The organism is Nocardioides alcanivorans (genome assembly GCF_021555175.1).
GTDB lineage: Bacteria > Actinomycetota > Actinomycetes > Propionibacteriales > Nocardioidaceae > Nocardioides > Nocardioides alcanivorans.
In genome coordinates, this window is sequence record NZ_JAKGRW010000046.1 from 67155 (window position 1) to 83140 (window position 15986).

A 15986-nucleotide genomic window follows, 5' to 3' on the forward strand; every position below is an offset into this window, starting at 1 on the left:
GCTCCCGGGGCGATCAGGCCTCGGGGATCCAGACCTTCTTGGCTGCCAGGAGTCCGTCCCCCACCGGCAGCAGCACCGGTACGAGACCCTCGTGCTCGGCAACGGTGCGTCCCAGTTCGCGGATGGCGACCGTCTCCGGGTCACGCTGGGCGGGGTCGGCCACCTTGTCGTGCCACAGGGCGTTGTCGAAGCAGACGACGCCACCGGGGCGCAGCAGACGGAGCGCCTCGGCGAGATAGTCGGCGTACTCACGCTTGTCGCCGTCGCAGAAGACGAGGTCGTAGTGACCGTCGGTCAGGCGGGGCAGCACGTCGAGGGCTGAGCCCGGGATCGTGCGGGCCCGCTGGGAGGCGATGCCTGCCTCAGCGAAGCTCTCCTTGGCAAGGCGCTGGTGCTCGGCCTCCACGTCGACGGTGGTCAGCACTCCGTCGGAGCGCATGCCACGCAGCAACCAGAGGCCCGACACGCCGGTCCCGGTGCCGATCTCCACGACCGCGCGTGCGTCGAGCACGGAGGCGAGGAAGCGCAGGGCGGCACCGGCGCCTGACCCGATCGGCGTCACGCCGACCTCTTCGGCACGGGACCGCGCTGCCGCGAGCACCTCGTCCTCGGGCACGAACTGCTCTGCCCAGGTCCAACTCGAGGGCTTGATCGGAGTGGTGATGGCTGCCTCCTCAGGCCGCGGCACGTCTGTGACGTCCGACCCTATCGCGGTGCCTGCGCCGGGTGGGAACACCTCAGGGCCCTGAATCGTTGTCATCACGGCGGGAGTTGACGGGTTTTCGTCAGATCCTTCGTGAGGAACGCTCAGGTTCTTCTCAGCAGCAGTCCCTACGGTTGAAGGAGCAACGTGCTACGCAGGAAGCCCAAGGAGGCCGCCGTGACGTCTGACCAAGTGCCCACGTGGGAGCAGATCGTCAGTGAGCACTCCGACCGGGTCTATCGGCTCGCCTACCGGTTGACGGGCAACCCTGCCGATGCCGAGGACCTCACCCAGGACGTCTTCGTCCGGGTGTTCCGATCCCTGTCGACGTATTCGCCCGGCACCTTCGAGGGCTGGCTGCACCGGATCACCACCAATCTCTTCCTCGACACGGCTCGGCGCCGTCAGCGGATTCGCTTCGACGCGCTGAGCGACGAGCGCGCGGCTCGGCTGCACAGCGCCCACGGCGCACCGCACGAGACCTACGCCGACCAGACCTTCGATGACGACATCGAGCGGGCGTTGGCGCAGCTGCCACCCGACTTCCGCGCGGCGGTCGTGCTCTGCGACATCGAGGGGCTCAGCTACGAGGAGATCGCCCAGATCCTGGATGCGAAGATGGGCACCGTCCGTTCCCGGATCCACCGTGGCCGAGCGATGCTGCGTGATGCGCTGGCCCACCGAGCGCCCGCTGCCGGACGTGAGCGCTACTCCGGCCCCGTCGCGGAGTCCCTCCCCGGTGGTGCGTGCTGATGGTCGCTCCGATCGGACACGTCGGCAACCGGGTCTCGGCGCTGGTCGACGGCCAGCTCCCCGCTGAACTGGCCGATCGGCTCTGGGCGCACGTGCACAGTTGTTGCCTGTGTCGCGATCAGGTCGAGCGCGAGGGATGGGTGAAGACGCGGGTCGCGGGCCTCTCGCACCAGTGCCGCCCGGCCCCCGACTACCTGCAGAGCCTGCTCACCCTCAGCCCCACCTCGACGCGTTGCCCACCACGGCCGACCGGGACGTCGAGGCGGGGGCCACGCGGCGTCGTACGGCGATGGCGGTGCCTCGTCGGCGCAGGCTCGGTCAGTGCCGCGCTCGTCGGCGTGGTCGCGCTCGCCGGACCGGCCCAGGCGCCCGTGCCCGCGGAGCGTCAGGCGCCGTTCGCGAGCTTCCCTCGTCCGGATTCGGTCCGGTGCAGCCCAGCAGCAACCGCTCCCGTAGCCCGTTCGGCACCTCCGTGAGCGCCGTCCAGGAGTCCGGTGGTGCGTTGGTGGGCGTCGGCGTCGCCGACGAATGGGTGACAATCAACCCGTGAACGACGAGCGCCACGACGACGCAGCCACGCCCGACGACGACCTGCAGCACACCGCGCCCTTCCCGGCGGTCCCCGCTGATGGGTCCGCTGCGGATCAGCCGCGCGACGAGGTCTCCGAGAGCGAGGAGCTCTCGACCCGCGAGCTGGACCGAGGAGACTTCACCACCTTCCGCCCCCACGGGCCGAGGATCGCGTCGGTCCGGTCTTTCCGCCGCCGGGACAGTTCGCGCAGGGCCCCGCGGTGGGGGAGCGTCCCTCGCATCGTCGCGGGCCGGGGCTCTTCTCCATCGCCGTCGTCGCCCTGGTGCTGGGACTCGTCGGGGGTGGTGTGGGTGCCGCTGCGTGGGAGGCGTGGCACGACCGCAGCGACGACCCGGGCCGCAACCGTGACGGCCTTGCCGGCGTCGATCTCGTCGAGCTGCCACCGCTCGAGGCCGACAACGGCAGTGTCGCCGCCGTCGCCGACAAGTTGCTCCCCAGCACCGTGCAGATCCTCGCCGACTACAACGGTGAGCAGGGTGGCGCCACCGGTTCCGGTTTCATCCTCGACGAGCAGGGGCACGTGATCACCAACAACCACGTCATCGAGGACGCGGCCAAGAGCGACGGCACGATCCAGATCGTCGACGTCAACCAGAAGCGGTTCGACGCCGAGGTGGTCGGACGCAGCGCCGTCTACGACCTCGCGGTGCTCTACGTCGAGGAGATCAAGGGCGAGGTCGAACCGGCGGCGCTGGGGCGCTCGACCACGTTGCGGGTGGGGAGCCGGTGGTGGCCATCGGTTCGCCGCTCGGGCTCTCGGCCACGGTCACCTCCGGCATCGTCAGTGCACTCAACCGTCCGGTGACCACCGGGGGTGACGCCGACGATCTCAGCTCCTACATCAACGCGGTGCAGACCGATGCCGCCATCAACCCGGGCAACTCGGGCGGACCGTTGGTCAACCTCCGCGGTCAGGTCGTCGGCGTCAACTCGGCGATCGCCACCAACGGCGCGCCCGCAGGAGAGGCGGGCAACATCGGTGTCGGCTTCGCGATCCCGGTGGAGCAGGTGCGCATCACTGCCGACCAGATCCTGCGCGACGGTGAGGCGCAGTATCCGGTCATCGGCGCCCAGGTCATCACCGACAAGTCGGGACAGGGCGTTCTGATCGACGAGGTCACCAAGGGTGGCGCCGCCGAGAAGGGTGGACTCGAGAAGGGCGACATCGTCCGTCGCGTCGACGACCGCGTCGTCATCGACAGCCCCAGCCTGATCGTGGCCATCCGGGCCCACGTCCCCGGCGACGAGATCACCCTCACCGTCACCCGTGACGGCAAGGAACTCGACGTCACCCTCGAGCTCGACTCGAAGGTCGGCTGACCGACCGGCCGCCGCGCTACTCGGCTGAGTAGCGCGGGTCCACGTCCTCGGCGTCGATGCCGAGGAGCTCGGCCAACTGCTCGACCACGACGGTGAGCACGAGCGCCTCGAGGTCCTCGCGGGTCTCGCAGCGCAGCTCGATCGGGCGTCGGAAGAGCACCAGCCGGGTCGGCCGGGCGCCGGTGCCGCGCACCAGCGAGGAGAGCGGCACCGTGGGCACGTCCCAGTCGTCGGGCACCAGCGGCGTGTCCTCGACGGCGTACTCGACCAGGCCCAGTCGGTGCTGCCAGCGGCCGTCCAACTCGGTCACGATGCCGAGGGCGAGGTCGTCGAACCGCTCCCGGCCCGAGCGCCGTCCGCGGAGGGGACGTCGCCCCGGCTGCACCGGCGGCAGGATCGCCGGTCCACGCATGCCTCGACCCCGTCGGTCCCGTCGCAGTGAACTCACAGCCGCGAGCCTAGTCGGGCTGCGGGGATCAGCCGGGTACCTTGGGTCCGTGAACCCCGCCCGTCGTTGCTCGCGTACCGCGTGTGGTCGCAAGGCCGTCAACACGCTCACCTACGTGTACGCCGACCAGATCGCAGTGCTCGGGCCCCTCGCCACCTACGCCGAACCGCACGCCTACGACCTGTGCGAGGTGCACAGCGAGCGGCTCAGTGCACCCCGCGGCTGGGAGGTGATGCGACTCGCTCCGGACCCGGCAGCAGCCGAACCCACGTCCGACGACCTGCTGGCCCTGGCCGATGCGGTCCGAGAGGCGGCCCGTCCGGTGGAGCCGCACCGAGTCGATCCCGCCGATGAGCACGGCAGCCGCGTCACCACCCGCCGCGGCCACCTCCGGGCACTCACCACCGACTGAGGTCGGCACCTACTAGGCTCAGGTCCATGCCCAGCACCCTCGACCCGGACAACCTCCGGGCCATCTTCAAGGCCTACGACATCCGCGGCCTGGTCGGAGACCAGCTCGATGCGTCCCTCGCCCGGAGCATCGGCGGCGCCTTCGTGTCCGTCATCGGTGCTCCCACGGTCGTGGTCGGCCACGACATGCGTCCCTCCTCGCCCGAGCTCGCCGAGGCGTTCGCGCACGGGGCGGCCGCGGCCGGGGCCGACGTCGTCATGATCGGTCTCGCCTCCACCGACCAGCTCTACTTCGCCTCCGGGCACCTCGGGCACGCCGGCGTGATGTTCACGGCCAGCCACAACCCGGCGGAGTACAACGGCATCAAGATGTGTCGCGCCGGCGCCGCGCCGATCGGCCTCGACACCGGGCTGGCAGACATCCGCGATGCGCTCGGCGCCGACCACACGGCCACGGTGGCCGGCACGATCAGCAGCCGCGACGTACTGGCCGCGTACGCCGCTCACGTGCGCTCCCTGGCCCCGCTCGGTGCCCGACCGCTCAAGGTCGTCGTCGATGCCGGCAACGGCATGGCCGGACTCACCGCCCCGGCAGTCTTCGCGGAACTCCCGTCAGTGAGCCTGACGGAGCTCTACTTCGAGCTCGACGGCACCTTCCCCAACCACGAGGCCAACCCGATCGAGGCCGAGAACCTCGTCGATCTGCAGAAGCGGGTGCTGGACGAGGGCGCCGACATCGGTCTCGCCTTCGACGGCGACGCCGACCGATGCTTCCTCGTGGACGAACGGGGCGCGGTGGTGTCGCCGTCCACGCTGACCGGCTTGATCGCGGCGCGCGAGCTCGGCCGGGAGCCGGGCGCCACGATCATCCACAACCTGATCACCTCGCGCTCCGTCGCGCAGATCGTCACCGAGCTCGGTGGTGTGCCGGTGCGTACCCGCGTTGGCCACAGCTACATCAAGGCCACCATGGCCGAGACCGACGCCATCTTCGGGGGCGAGCACTCCGGTCACTTCTACTTCCGCGACTTCTGGCGCGCCGACTCGGGCATGCTGGCCGCACTGCACGCCCTGGCTGCGCTCTCCGAGGGCGACCGCCCGATGTCGGAGCTGCTCCGCGAGTTCGTGCGCTTCGCGCCGTCGGGTGAGATCAACTCCACCGTTGCCGACCAACAGGCCGTGCTCGGCCGCCTCGAGGCCGCCTGGGGCGACCGCGACGGCGTCGAGATCGACCACCTCGATGGCCTCACCGTGTCCCACGCCGACTGGTGGTTCAATGTGCGGGCCTCCAACACCGAGCCGCTGCTCCGGCTCAACGCCGAGGGCAAGGACGAAGCCACCATGGTCGGCGTACGAGACGCCGTCCTCGCCGAGATCAGGAGCTGAGACGTGAACATCGACCGCACCCTGCTGGAGATCATCGTCTGCCCCGACTGCCATGGAAGGCTCGATCCCGTGGCGGAGGAACTCGTGTGCACCGGCTGCGGACTCGCCTACCCGGTCCGTGACGACATCCCGGTCCTGCTCGTCGACGAGGCCCGCAGGAGCCGTTGATGGCCGTCTGGTTCGACGAGTCGAGGCTAGACGACGAGGCCGTCTGGGGACGGGTCGACGCCGAGCTGCGGCAGCTGGCCGAGTCCGGCGCCCGGGTTCGGCGTGCGGCGGGGGAGTCCGCGGAGGCCGTGGGTGAGGCGCTCGCTCGCAGCCAGGGCAACCGTCCCCGTGCGGTGATCGCGGCCGGTCCCGACTCGCGGTTGCTCCGCGCCGTGCTCGAACCGTGGTGCCCGGTGCCATTCGTTGCCTGGCCCGGCCCCGGCCTGCCCGGGTGGGCCGGCAGCCTCGACCTCGTGGTGATGCTGGCTCCGCACCCCTCAGACGCATCGGCCGCGTCCGCGGTCGCCGAAGCGGTACGCCGCGGCTGTCAGGTGGTCGTGGCCTGCGACCCGACATCGATGGTCGCCGAGCACGCAGCCGGCCGGTGGACCAGCGTGCTGCCCGCCGGAAGTGGTGACCAGTTGGCCACCGCGGTGGTCATGCTCGACTTCCTGCACCGGGCCGAGCTCGGACCGGAGGGCGATCCGGAGGAGGTCGCCCGCGCTCTCGATGAGGTTGCGATCACCTGCTCCCCCATCGTGATCTTGCGGCCAATCCCGCCAAGATGCTCGCGATCGCACTCGCCGAGAGCAGCCCACTGGTCTGGGGTGGCTCGGTGCTTGCTGCCCGTGCTGCCCGCCGCATCGCGGAGTCGATCCGTCGCGCCTCCGGTCGTGGCGCGATCGCCGGCGATGCGGAGCACCTGCTGCCGCTCGTGGAGGCGGCCCGCCCACGTGACGTCTTCGCCGACCCCTTCGCCGATGAGCCCGCCGAGTTGCGCCCGGCACTCGTCGTGCTGGACGACGGCAGCGAGGAGCCCGTGGTGCGGGAACAACGGGGCCAACTGCTCGCGGCCGCCGAACGTCAGCAGGTCCGGGTCGAGACCGTCGAGGCCGGGGCGGCCAGTGAAGTGGCTCGCTACGCCGAGCTGTCCCTCACCGGCCGTTATGCCGCTGCCTACCTGAGCCTGGGCCTGGTCGAGCAGTGAGCGGAGGCCTCTTCGCACTTCTCGACGACGTCGCGATGCTCGCCCGCGTCGCTGCGGCGTCGATCGACGACGTGGGCGCCGCTGCCGGCCGCGCCAGCATCAAGGCCGCCGGTGTCGTCGTCGACGACACCGCGGTGACCCCGCAGTACGTGCAGGGCGTCGCCGCCCAGCGTGAGCTCCCGATGATCGCGCAGATCGCCAAGGGGTCGCTGCGCAACAAGCTGATCATCATCTTGCCGCTGGCGCTGCTGCTCAGTGAGTTCGTGCCGTGGTTGCTCACCCCGATCCTCATGGTCGGTGGCGCGTTCCTCTGCTACGAGGGCGCGGAGAAGGTCTGGCACAAGCTCTCGGGAGCCCACGAGGAGACGCACTTGGTCACCGAGCTCAGCCCGGAGCGGGAACGCGCGATGGTCAACGGCGCGATCCGAACCGACCTCATCCTCTCCGCGGAGATCATGGTCATCGCCCTCAACGAGGTGGCTGACCAGGGCTTCTGGGCGCGGGCGGCCATCCTGGCCGTCGTGGGCGTCGGCATCACCGTGCTCGTCTACGGTGTGGTCGCGCTGATCGTGAAGATGGATGACGTCGGGCTGGGGCTGGCTCGGCGCTCGTCCAACGTGGTGCGCACGGTCGGGCGAGGAATGGTCGCGGGCATGCCGAAGCTACTCGCGTTGATCGCCGTCGTCGGCACCGCCGCGATGCTGTGGGTGGGAGGGCACATCCTGCTGGTCGGCGCAGACGACCTCGGTTGGCACGGTCCCTATGCGCTGGTCCACCATCTCGAGGAGTTGGTGCACGACGCCACCGGCGCCCTGGGAACCGTGCTCGGTTGGTCCGCCAACACTGCGGCCTCCGCGGTGGCCGGCCTGGTCGTGGGGGCGATCATCGTGCTGCTCCTGCATGTCGTGCCGCGCCGGCGTGACCACGTCAGGAAGGGCACGACCGGCGGCGACGACGCCCACGCCGCGTGACGGCGTACCTCGGAGATTGCCTGCTCGTCGCGACTCGCTTGTAATGTGGGGCCGGTCATGCGCGGGAGATCCCGAAGATGTGCAGATGCGCCGCAGGACAGACGTTGTGACACCAGAGGTGGACAAACACATGGACTTCAAGGTTGCCGACCTGAGCCTGGCCGAGTTCGGCCGCAAGGAGCTCACCCTCGCCGAGCACGAGATGCCCGGCCTGATGGCGCTTCGCGAGCGTTACGCCGCGAGCCAGCCGCTCGCCGGCGCACGGATCGCCGGCTCGCTGCACATGACGATCCAGACCGGTGTGCTCATCGAGACGCTGGTCGCGCTCGGCGCCGACGTGCGTTGGGCCTCCTGCAACATCTTCTCCACGCAGGACCATGCCGCCGCGGCCATCGTGGTCGGCACCGAGGGCACCGTCGAGGAGCCCCAGGGCACCCCGGTCTTCGCGTGGAAGGGTGAGACCCTCGCCGAGTACTGGGACCTCGCCGAGCAGGTCTTCGACTTCACCGACGCCGAGGGCAACCCCGTCGGGCCCAACATCCTGCTCGACGACGGCGGCGACATCACGCTGCTCGTGCACAAGGGCGTCGAGTTCGAGAAGGCCGGGTCCGTGCCCGGGCAGGACTCCACCGACAACGAGGAGTTCAAGGAGGTCCTCCGGGTCCTCGCACGTTCCCTCGACAACGACCCGCAGCGCTGGACCAACATCGCCAACGGCATCCTGGGTGTCTCGGAGGAGACCACCACCGGCGTCCTCCGCCTCTACGACCGGTTCAAGGAGGGCTCCCTGCTCTTCCCGGCGATCAACGTCAACGACGCGGTGACCAAGTCGAAGTTCGACAACAAGTACGGCTGCCGCCACTCGCTGATCGACGGCATCAACCGCGCCACCGACGTGATGATCGGCGGCAAGGTCGCGGTCGTCTGCGGCTACGGCGACGTGGGCAAGGGGTGCGCGGAGTCGCTGCGCGGCCAGGGTGCGCGCGTCATCATCACCGAGATCGACCCGATCTGCGCCCTGCAGGCGGCGATGGACGGCTACGAGGTCAAGAAGCTGGAATCGGTCGTCGACACCGCCGACATCTTCGTGACCACCACCGGCAACTACGACATCATCCGGGTCGAGCACTTCGAGCGCATGAAGAACCAGGCGATCGTGGGCAACATCGGTCACTTCGACAACGAGATCAACATGGCCGGCCTGGCCCAGATCCCGGGCATCGTGAAGGACGAGATCAAGCCGCAGGTCCACCAGTGGATCTTCCCCGAGAAGGACGGCGTCGCGGGCAAGAAGGTCATCGTCTTGTCGGAGGGTCGCCTCCTCAACCTCGGCAACGCGACGGGCCACCCGTCGTTCGTCATGTCCAACTCGTTCACCAACCAGGTGCTGGCGCAGATCGAGCTCTTCACCAAGACCGACGAGTACCCGGTCGGTGTCTACGTGCTCCCGAAGCACCTCGACGAAGAGGTCGCCCGACTGCACCTCGACGCCCTCGGCGTCGAGTTGACGACCCTCAGCCAGGAGCAGGCCGACTACATCGGCGTCCCGGTCGAGGGGCCGTACAAGTCGGAGCAGTACCGGTACTGAGGTCTGACCAGACATGAGCCAAGGCATCGACAGCAAGGGGCGGGTCCTCGTCATCGACGACGACGCGCCCCTTGCCGAGATGCTCACGATCGTCCTCCGACAGGAGGGCTTCGAGAGCCAGGTCTGTCACCGAGGTGACCAGGCCGTCGCGGCCTTCCGCGACTACAAGCCGGACCTCGTCCTGCTCGACCTGATGCTGCCCGGCAAGGACGGCATCGACGTGTGCAAGGAGATCCGGAGCACCTCCGGCGTGCCGATCGTCATGCTGACCGCCAAGACCGACACCGTCGACGTGGTGGTGGGCCTGGAGTCCGGCGCCGACGACTACGTCGTGAAGCCGTTCAAGCCCAAGGAACTGGTTGCCCGGATCCGGGCCCGGGTACGTCGCCTGGAGCAACCGGTGCAGGAGAACCTCACCATCGGTGACCTCTCCATCGATGTCGCCGGCCACGCGGTCACCCGTGCGGGCGAGCAGATCAACCTGACCCCGCTCGAGTTCGACCTCCTGGTCTGCCTGGCCCGAAAGCCGTGGCAGGTCTTCACCCGCGAGGTGCTTCTCGAGCAGGTGTGGGGCTACCGACACGCAGCCGACACCCGACTCGTCAACGTGCACGTGCAACGGCTGCGGTCCAAGATCGAGCACGACCCCGAGAACCCTGAAGTGGTGGTGACGGTGCGCGGCGTCGGCTACAAGGCCGGCACGAGCAAGCAGTCGGCGTGAGCCGACCGTGGCCAGCCGCAACCTCTCCGGCACCCTTCGTCGAGGGCTGACCTTCTGGCGCCGTTCGGTCCAGGCGCGCGTCGTCGCCAGCACGGTGCTGCTGTCGGCCCTCGTCGTCAGCGCGGTCGGCTGGTTCCTGATCCAGCAGACCCGCGACGGTCTCGTCGATGCCAAGGTCGATCGTGCGGTCGCCGAGGCCGTCAACGACGTCGACGACGCCCGTTCCCGGCTCGCGTCGATCCCCGGGACCGACGACGATGCAGCCGCCCAGCTCCAACAGCTCGCCGATCCGATGATCAGTCGGGCCGACTCCCGCGGGGTCTCGGTCGTGCTTGCCGGGCCGGTCGGCTCGGGACGTCTGGAGCTCGACCGTGCCGGCGTCCGCCATTCCACGGGGCTCGACCTCAGCAGCGTGCCCGACGCCTTGCTGCGCCACTTCGACTCCTCGCTCGACCAGGCGTGGGCCTTCACGCGCATCCACTACGTGGACTCCGACGGCCGCGAGTCCTTGCCTGGCGTCACCGTCGGTGCCACGGTCCAGCTGCCCGCAGACGGGGAGTACTACGCCATCTTCCTGCTCTTCCCGATGGAGCAGGAGCAAGACACCCTCGACCTGGTCACCCGAGCGCTCTTCACGGCTGGTGGGCTGCTGCTGGTGCTGGTGGCAGGCCTGGCCTGGGTGGTCACCCGTCAGGTGGTCTCACCGATCCGCATGGCGCGACGAACGGCGGAGCGGCTGGCAGCCGGACATCTTGAGGAGCGGATGTGGGTGCGCGGGCACGACGACCTCGCACGCCTGGCGACCTCCTTCAACCAGATGGCCTCAGGGTTGCAACGGCAGATCCGACAGCTGGAGGAGTTGTCCCGGCTCCAGCGGCGGTTCACCTCCGACGTCTCCCACGAGCTGCGCACGCCGCTCACGACGGTCCGGATGGCCGGTGACGTGCTCCACGACGCGCGCGACACGTTCGACCCGGCGACGGCACGGGCGGCCGAACTGCTGCAGACCGAGCTCGACCGGTTCGAGGGGTTGCTCAGCGACCTGCTGGAGATCAGTCGCTTCGACGCCGGGGCAGCAGTCCTCGACGTCGACGACGTGAACCTCGTGGACGTGGCCCACCGGGTGGTCGAGATGAGCGCGCCGGTCGCCGACCAGCGCGGCGTGACGCTGACCGTGACGGCGCTCAGCGAGCCGGTGCTGGCCGAGGCGGACTCCCGCCGGGTGGAGCGCATCGTGCGCAACCTGGTCAACAACGCGATCGACCATGCCGACGGGCGGCCGGTGGAGGTGATCGTCCACGGCGACGAGCACGCGTCCGCCGTGGCGGTGCGCGACCATGGTGTCGGTCTCGCTCCCGGGGAGGCAGCGTTGGTGTTCAACCGGTTCTGGCGCGCCGACCCGGCTCGGGCCCGCAGCAGCGGTGGCACCGGGCTGGGGTTGTCCATCTCGTTGGAGGACACGCACCTGCACGGTGGCTGGCTCCAGGCATGGGGCGTGCGTGGCGAGGGCTCGCAGTTCCGCCTCACCCTTCCGCGGCGCGCCGGACTGCCGCTGCGGCACAGTCCGATCCCGCTCGTCCCCACCGATGTGGAGAGGCAGACATGACCACACGACTTCGCCGTTCGTTGGCTCTGCCGCTGCTGCTCCTCGTCGCGCTGTGCGGGTGCGTCAACCTGCCCGAGGAGTCCGACGTCGAGGTCCGGGCCGAGGCCCAGCGTTCCGATCTCGACACCGGGTTCCCCTACCAGCCGCGCCCGCCGCAGGCGGGGAGAGCCCCACGGAGATCGTCCGGCACTTCTTCGACGCGATGACGGCCAGTCCGATCACCACCTCGGTGGCGCGACAGTTCCTCACCGAGCAGGCCCGCGACGCTTGGCAACCTGATGCCGGGATCATCACCTATGCCGACCTGGTCACCCCCGTCGGCGCCACCCAGGTCAGCGTGGGCCTGGTCGGTGCCAACCGGGTGGACGCCGGAGGACGTTGGCAGGGTCCGCTCGACGAGGACGAGGCCGAGCTCCAGTTCGAGCTGGTGACCGAGGGCGGCGAGTGGCGTATCGACAGCCTGCCTGACGCGATGATCGTGCCCGACAACTGGTTCCAGGACCGCTACGTCCAGATGAACCTCCACTTCTTCGACCCCACGGGTCGGGTGCTGGTGCCCGAACCGGTCTACGTTCCCCGGGGTGGACAGGCGGCGACCAGCCTCGTCCGCGGCCTGTTGCGAGGCCCCGACAGCGAGCTCGCGGGTGTCACCCAGTCGTTCGTGCCCCAGGGCCTGAGCCTCGACGTACTCGTGCCGGAGCCGGTCGACGGGTTCGCGGAGGTGTTGCTCACCGGTGACGTCGCTGCAGTCGATCCGGCGACCAGCGAACTCCTGGTGGCCCAGTTCGCCTGGACACTGCGCCAGGTGCCCAACCTGACTCGCTTCCGGCTGAGCCTCAACGGCACTCCGTTGGGCGCGTCGGGAACTGCCGCCGACATCGCGGTCTCCCGGGGCGAGCCCTATGACCCCGCGGTCCCCGAGGGCTGGTCCGACGCCTTCGGCATCGCCGACGGCGACCTGGTGACGGTCTCGTCCCGGGGGTTGTCCGCTGTCGAGGGTGAGCGCAAGTCCGCCACGAGCGAGTGGCGGAGCTTCGCCGTCGACCTGTCTGCCGGGCGCGTGGCGAGCGTGGACGCCACCGGTCAGCGCGTCGACGTGATGCCGCTCAACGGCTCGCTCGCACCGGTTCGGGCGATCCAGGGGTTGACCTGCTCAAGCCGGCCTGGGACCACAGCAAGACGCTGTGGGCGCTCGACCGGGGCGCCCAGGGCGCCGTCGTCTGGGCGATGCCGGGCCGGCGTGCCGCCCAGGTGCAGGTGCCCGGTATCACCGGGGAGCGGGTACGGGACTTCATCGTCTCCCGAGACGGATCGAGGATGGTCGCGGTCGTTGCCGGCGCGCGTGGAGACCGAGTGGTCGCAGCGAGGATCGCCCGCAACCGAGGACGCATCCGTGCCTTGGCCCCGACCGTGATCTGGCAGGAACCGGGGAGCGGCTGGACCTGCGGGCGGTCGCCTGGCGGAACCCGACCGAGGTGCTGGTGGTGCGCAAGCTCGGCCCCTCGCTGAGCCAGGTCGTGCGGCGGTCGGTCGACGGCTCCGAGGCGATCTCGCGCGGTGACGTCTCCTCCGAGCTGGTGCGCGATCGGGTCGCCACCTTGGTGTCCACCCCGGTGTCCGGCCTCCCTGCGTGGGCGGTGGGTCGTCAGGGCGCCTTCCACGTCGTTGCCTCCGAGGGGGAACGGTTCATCCCCCTCGACGGTGTCCGAGCAGTGACCTACGCCGGCTGATTCCACAGGTCACCTGCTCGCCCTTGCCCGCCGCGATCCGGGCTGCTGGGCTGAGCGGGTGCGCAGTGATCTCGTCGACCTGGTCACCGGCGCCCGATGCCCCGGGTGCGGTGAACCCGGGCGGCTGCCCTGTGCCGGCTGCGCCCGGATGCTTCGGGGACGCGCCCGGTCGATGCGTCCGTCACCAGCGCCGCCGGGACTCGCCCCCAGCTCCGCTGCGGGTGAGTACGCCGGGCTCCTGCGCACGCTGCTCCTCGGCCACAAGGAGCGGCAGCAGTTCGGACCGGCGTCGCTCCTGGGCGAACTGCTTGCCGAGGCGGTCACCGACCTGTGTGCCGGCGAGGGTGGCCCTCCGGGACGTGGCACTGGTCCCGGCCCCCAGCCAGCGTGGCGCCACACGTGCCCGCGGTCACGACCCGACCCTCCGCCTCACCAGGGCGGCCGGCCGTCGGCTGGGTGTCGCGGTGGCGCCCCTTCTCGCGGTGGCCCGGGTCGCCGACCAGGGAGAGCTCGACAGGCGGGGGCGGCTGTCCAACCTGACCCGGTCGATGTGGGTGCGTCCCGGCCCGGGCCGCCGGATGCGCCGGGCGTTGCGTCGCCCCGACGGAGCCGCAGCCGGTTGGCTCGTCGTGTGTGACGACGTACTGACGACCGGGGCGACGGCGAGGGAGGCGCAACGAGCGCTCACCGACGCGGGCTGGGGTGTGCTCGGCATTGCGACCGTCGCGGCCACCCGGCTGCGTGCCACCGATTCCGGGTGACTTCCGTGCCAACTGCCGGGGCCGTTCGCTGGTAAACACCTGCCCCGTGGACTAGCGTCACGTCATGGAGTCCGTCCGGGTCCGTGGTTGCGTCCACCGGTGTTCGGCGGTGCCTGTAGGCAGGGGCCGCTACGGTCCCGTCACGTCGAGTTCCACCAGTGGGTTAGCCGATGCCAGTCGCAGGCAAAACGGTCCACGTAAGTCCGGAGACGGACGAGCACGGTGCGGCTTAGAAGTAAGTCCTGCCCCGGTCCGGTCACCAGATGTGACCGTCCCCCGGGAGAGGGTGGGTAGTGGCAAGAAGTTGCGAGAGCCCCAGCAGGCGGGTGTGGGGTCGAAGACCAGGTCGGCCGGACGGATTCCATCAAGACCGAGGGCCGCTGACGCGGCTCGTCGGCATGCGCGGAAAACCAACTGATTGCACGGGAGGTCCAACCATGGATGTTGTCGTCAACGCTCGTAACTGTGAGGTGTCCGATCGGTTCAGGGGGCATGCCGAGGAGAAACTCTCCAAGCTCGAGAAGCACGACCACCGGATCATCCGAGTCATGGTCGAGGTGAGCAACGAGAAGAACCCCCGTCAGGCTGATCGGGCGGTCCGCGTCGAGTTGACGGCCCACTCCCGCGGGCCGGTCATCCGGGCCGAGGCGGCGGCCGAGGACAAGATGGCAGCCCTCGACCTCGCGCTCGACAAGATGGCGGCACAGATGCGCAAGGCGGCCGACCGGCGTCGGGTGCACCGCGGCCGTCGCACCCCCGTGTCGGTGGGCGAGGCGTTGGCCAACACCGAGCCCGCTGCCGAGACCGCGTCGGAGCAGGAGGAGGTCCTCGAGCGCAAGGTCGGCCCGATCACCGTCACCGGTGACGGCCCGCTCGTCGTCCGCGAGAAGTCACACGCGGCCACGCCGATGACCTTGGACCAGGCGCTCTACGAGATGGAACTCGTCGGCCACGACTTCTACCTGTTCGTCGACAAGGAGAACGAACGTCCCTCGGTGGTCTACCGCCGCAAGGGATACGACTACGGCGTCATCGCACTCGAGGTCGATGGCTGACCGATCGCACGTGTCCATGGCACGGTCGGGCCACTCGGTTGATGCCGAGGTGGCCCGATCGTGCCATGATGGGCGGGTGAGCGAAGCCGATGAGGCGATCAAGGTCTTGGTCGTCGACGACCAGGAACTCTTCCGCCGGGGGCTGACGATGCTGCTCGGCGTCGAGTCCGGCATCGAGGTCGTCGGGGAGGCCAGCGACGGCCTCGAAGGCACGCAGTTGGCCGCGGAGACCGTGCCCGACGTGGTGCTGCTCGACGTACGCATGCCCAAGCGCTCGGGGATCGAGGCGTGCGCCGCGATCAAGGAGACCGTCCCGTCGGCCAAGATCATCATGCTCACCGTCTCTGACGAAGAGGCTGACCTCTATGAGGCGGTCAAGAGCGGGGCGGCCGGATACCTCCTCAAGGACTCGTCGATCGACGAGGTCTCGCAGGCCGTGCGCGTCGTCGCCGACGGCCAGTCGCTGATCAGCCCGTCGATGGCCGTCAAGCTGATCGATGAGTTCAAGCAGATGGCCAAACCGGAGAAGCAGCAACTGCCGGGCTTCCGACTCACCGAGCGGGAGCTCGAGGTGCTCCGGCTGGTGGCCCGCGGCATGAACAACCGTGAGATCGCCCGTCAGCTCTTCATCAGCGAGAACACGGTCAAGAACCACGTGCGCAACATCTTGGAGAAGTTGCAACTGCACTCGCGGATGGAGGCGGTCATGTATGCCGTCCGCGAGAAGCTCCTCGAGATCCCCTGAC

At 69.5% G+C, this 15986-nt stretch carries 20 protein-coding genes and 2 pseudogenes; 19 read left to right on the forward strand and 3 right to left on the reverse strand.

What is annotated here, in order from left to right:
* Window positions 1-13 precede the first annotated feature (13 nt).
* Complete coding sequence (locus L1066_RS19900; protein WP_235737928.1) at window positions 14-688, reverse strand: O-methyltransferase; 675 nt, start codon at window positions 686-688, stop codon at window positions 14-16.
* Between the two features lie 192 nt (window positions 689-880).
* Between L1066_RS19900 and sigE the strand changes: the two genes are divergently transcribed.
* From sigE to L1066_RS28890, 4 genes and pseudogenes are all read left to right on the forward strand, one after another.
* A complete protein-coding gene (gene sigE, locus L1066_RS19905; protein WP_235737929.1) occupies window positions 881-1456 on the forward strand; it encodes an RNA polymerase sigma factor SigE in 576 nt (191 codons plus the stop codon).
* A complete protein-coding gene (locus L1066_RS19910; protein ID WP_235737930.1) occupies window positions 1456-1932 on the forward strand; it encodes an anti-sigma factor in 477 nt (158 codons plus the stop codon). The genes sigE and L1066_RS19910 overlap by 1 nt, the downstream gene beginning before the upstream one ends.
* A gap of 636 nt (window positions 1933-2568) precedes the next feature.
* Window positions 2569-2996, forward strand: a pseudogene (locus L1066_RS28885) (S1C family serine protease); the annotation flags it as partial.
* A gap of 60 nt (window positions 2997-3056) precedes the next feature.
* Window positions 3057-3368, forward strand: a complete 312-nt coding sequence (locus tag L1066_RS28890; protein WP_235737972.1) for a PDZ domain-containing protein — start codon at window positions 3057-3059, stop codon at window positions 3366-3368.
* A gap of 16 nt (window positions 3369-3384) precedes the next feature.
* On the opposite strand, the gene L1066_RS19925 is transcribed toward L1066_RS28890, so the two are convergent.
* Window positions 3385-3816, reverse strand: a complete 432-nt coding sequence (locus tag L1066_RS19925) for a metallopeptidase family protein (protein WP_235737931.1) — start codon at window positions 3814-3816, stop codon at window positions 3385-3387.
* 49 nt (window positions 3817-3865) lie between these two features.
* Here L1066_RS19925 and L1066_RS19930 point away from each other — a divergent pair, with 49 nt between their 5' ends.
* From L1066_RS19930 to L1066_RS19940, 3 genes are read left to right on the forward strand one after another with little or no spacing between them, the layout of a single operon-like run.
* The gene (locus L1066_RS19930) at window positions 3866-4228 is read left to right on the forward strand and encodes a DUF3499 domain-containing protein (RefSeq protein WP_235737932.1); all 363 of its coding nucleotides are present in this window, start codon (window positions 3866-3868) and stop codon (window positions 4226-4228) included.
* A 26-nt stretch (window positions 4229-4254) separates the two neighbouring features.
* Complete coding sequence (locus L1066_RS19935; RefSeq protein ID WP_235737933.1) at window positions 4255-5613, forward strand: phosphomannomutase/phosphoglucomutase; 1359 nt, start codon at window positions 4255-4257, stop codon at window positions 5611-5613.
* Window positions 5614-5616: 3 nt separating this feature from the next.
* Window positions 5617-5781, forward strand: coding sequence for a Trm112 family protein (locus L1066_RS19940; protein WP_312008330.1), 165 nt, complete (start codon window positions 5617-5619; stop codon window positions 5779-5781).
* 26 nt (window positions 5782-5807) lie between these two features.
* Here L1066_RS19940 and L1066_RS19945 read toward each other — a convergent pair whose 3' ends face one another.
* Window positions 5808-6095, reverse strand: a complete 288-nt coding sequence (locus L1066_RS19945; protein ID WP_235737934.1) for a hypothetical protein — start codon at window positions 6093-6095, stop codon at window positions 5808-5810.
* 290 nt (window positions 6096-6385) lie between these two features.
* Here L1066_RS19945 and L1066_RS19950 point away from each other — a divergent pair, with 290 nt between their 5' ends.
* From L1066_RS19950 to L1066_RS20000, 12 genes and pseudogenes are all read left to right on the forward strand, one after another.
* Window positions 6386-6808: an SIS domain-containing protein gene (locus L1066_RS19950; RefSeq protein WP_235737935.1), complete on the forward strand. Its 423-nt coding sequence runs from the start codon at window positions 6386-6388 to the stop codon at window positions 6806-6808.
* Window positions 6805-7779 carry a DUF808 domain-containing protein gene (locus L1066_RS19955; protein ID WP_235737936.1) on the forward strand — a complete coding sequence of 325 codons (975 nt, stop codon included), beginning with the start codon at window positions 6805-6807 and terminating at the stop codon, window positions 7777-7779. Before L1066_RS19950 ends, L1066_RS19955 begins: the two co-directional genes overlap by 4 nt.
* 130 nt (window positions 7780-7909) lie before the next feature.
* Window positions 7910-9367 carry an adenosylhomocysteinase gene (ahcY, locus tag L1066_RS19960; RefSeq protein WP_235737937.1) on the forward strand — a complete coding sequence of 486 codons (1458 nt, stop codon included), beginning with the start codon at window positions 7910-7912 and terminating at the stop codon, window positions 9365-9367.
* Window positions 9368-9380: 13 nt separating this feature from the next.
* Window positions 9381-10088 (forward strand): MtrAB system response regulator MtrA, encoded by a 708-nt coding sequence (gene mtrA, locus L1066_RS19965; RefSeq protein ID WP_235737938.1) that lies wholly within the window; start codon window positions 9381-9383, stop codon window positions 10086-10088.
* A 7-nt stretch (window positions 10089-10095) separates the two neighbouring features.
* Window positions 10096-11694: an MtrAB system histidine kinase MtrB gene (gene mtrB, locus L1066_RS19970; protein ID WP_235737939.1), complete on the forward strand. Its 1599-nt coding sequence runs from the start codon at window positions 10096-10098 to the stop codon at window positions 11692-11694.
* Entirely contained in the window at window positions 11691-11900 is a 210-nt protein-coding gene (locus L1066_RS19975; protein ID WP_235737940.1) for a hypothetical protein, read from the forward strand. Before mtrB ends, L1066_RS19975 begins: the two co-directional genes overlap by 4 nt.
* A pseudogene (locus tag L1066_RS29325) lies at window positions 11897-12535 on the forward strand (LpqB family beta-propeller domain-containing protein); the annotation flags it as partial. The gene L1066_RS19975 and the pseudogene L1066_RS29325, both read left to right, overlap by 4 nt.
* Before the next feature lie 182 nt (window positions 12536-12717).
* Complete coding sequence (locus tag L1066_RS28900; RefSeq protein ID WP_376707708.1) at window positions 12718-13203, forward strand: LpqB family beta-propeller domain-containing protein; 486 nt, start codon at window positions 12718-12720, stop codon at window positions 13201-13203.
* Window positions 13179-13424, forward strand: coding sequence for a hypothetical protein (locus L1066_RS19985; RefSeq protein ID WP_235737942.1), 246 nt, complete (start codon window positions 13179-13181; stop codon window positions 13422-13424). Before L1066_RS28900 ends, L1066_RS19985 begins: the two co-directional genes overlap by 25 nt.
* 359 nt (window positions 13425-13783) lie before the next feature.
* Window positions 13784-14185: a ComF family protein gene (locus L1066_RS19990; protein ID WP_235737943.1), complete on the forward strand. Its 402-nt coding sequence runs from the start codon at window positions 13784-13786 to the stop codon at window positions 14183-14185.
* 437 nt (window positions 14186-14622) lie between these two features.
* Window positions 14623-15240, forward strand: coding sequence for a ribosome hibernation-promoting factor, HPF/YfiA family (gene hpf, locus L1066_RS19995; protein WP_235737944.1), 618 nt, complete (start codon window positions 14623-14625; stop codon window positions 15238-15240).
* A 76-nt stretch (window positions 15241-15316) separates the two neighbouring features.
* On the forward strand, window positions 15317-15985 hold the full coding sequence (locus L1066_RS20000) for a response regulator (RefSeq protein WP_235737945.1): 669 nt from the start codon (window positions 15317-15319) through the stop codon (window positions 15983-15985).
* Window position 15986 lies beyond the last annotated feature (1 nt).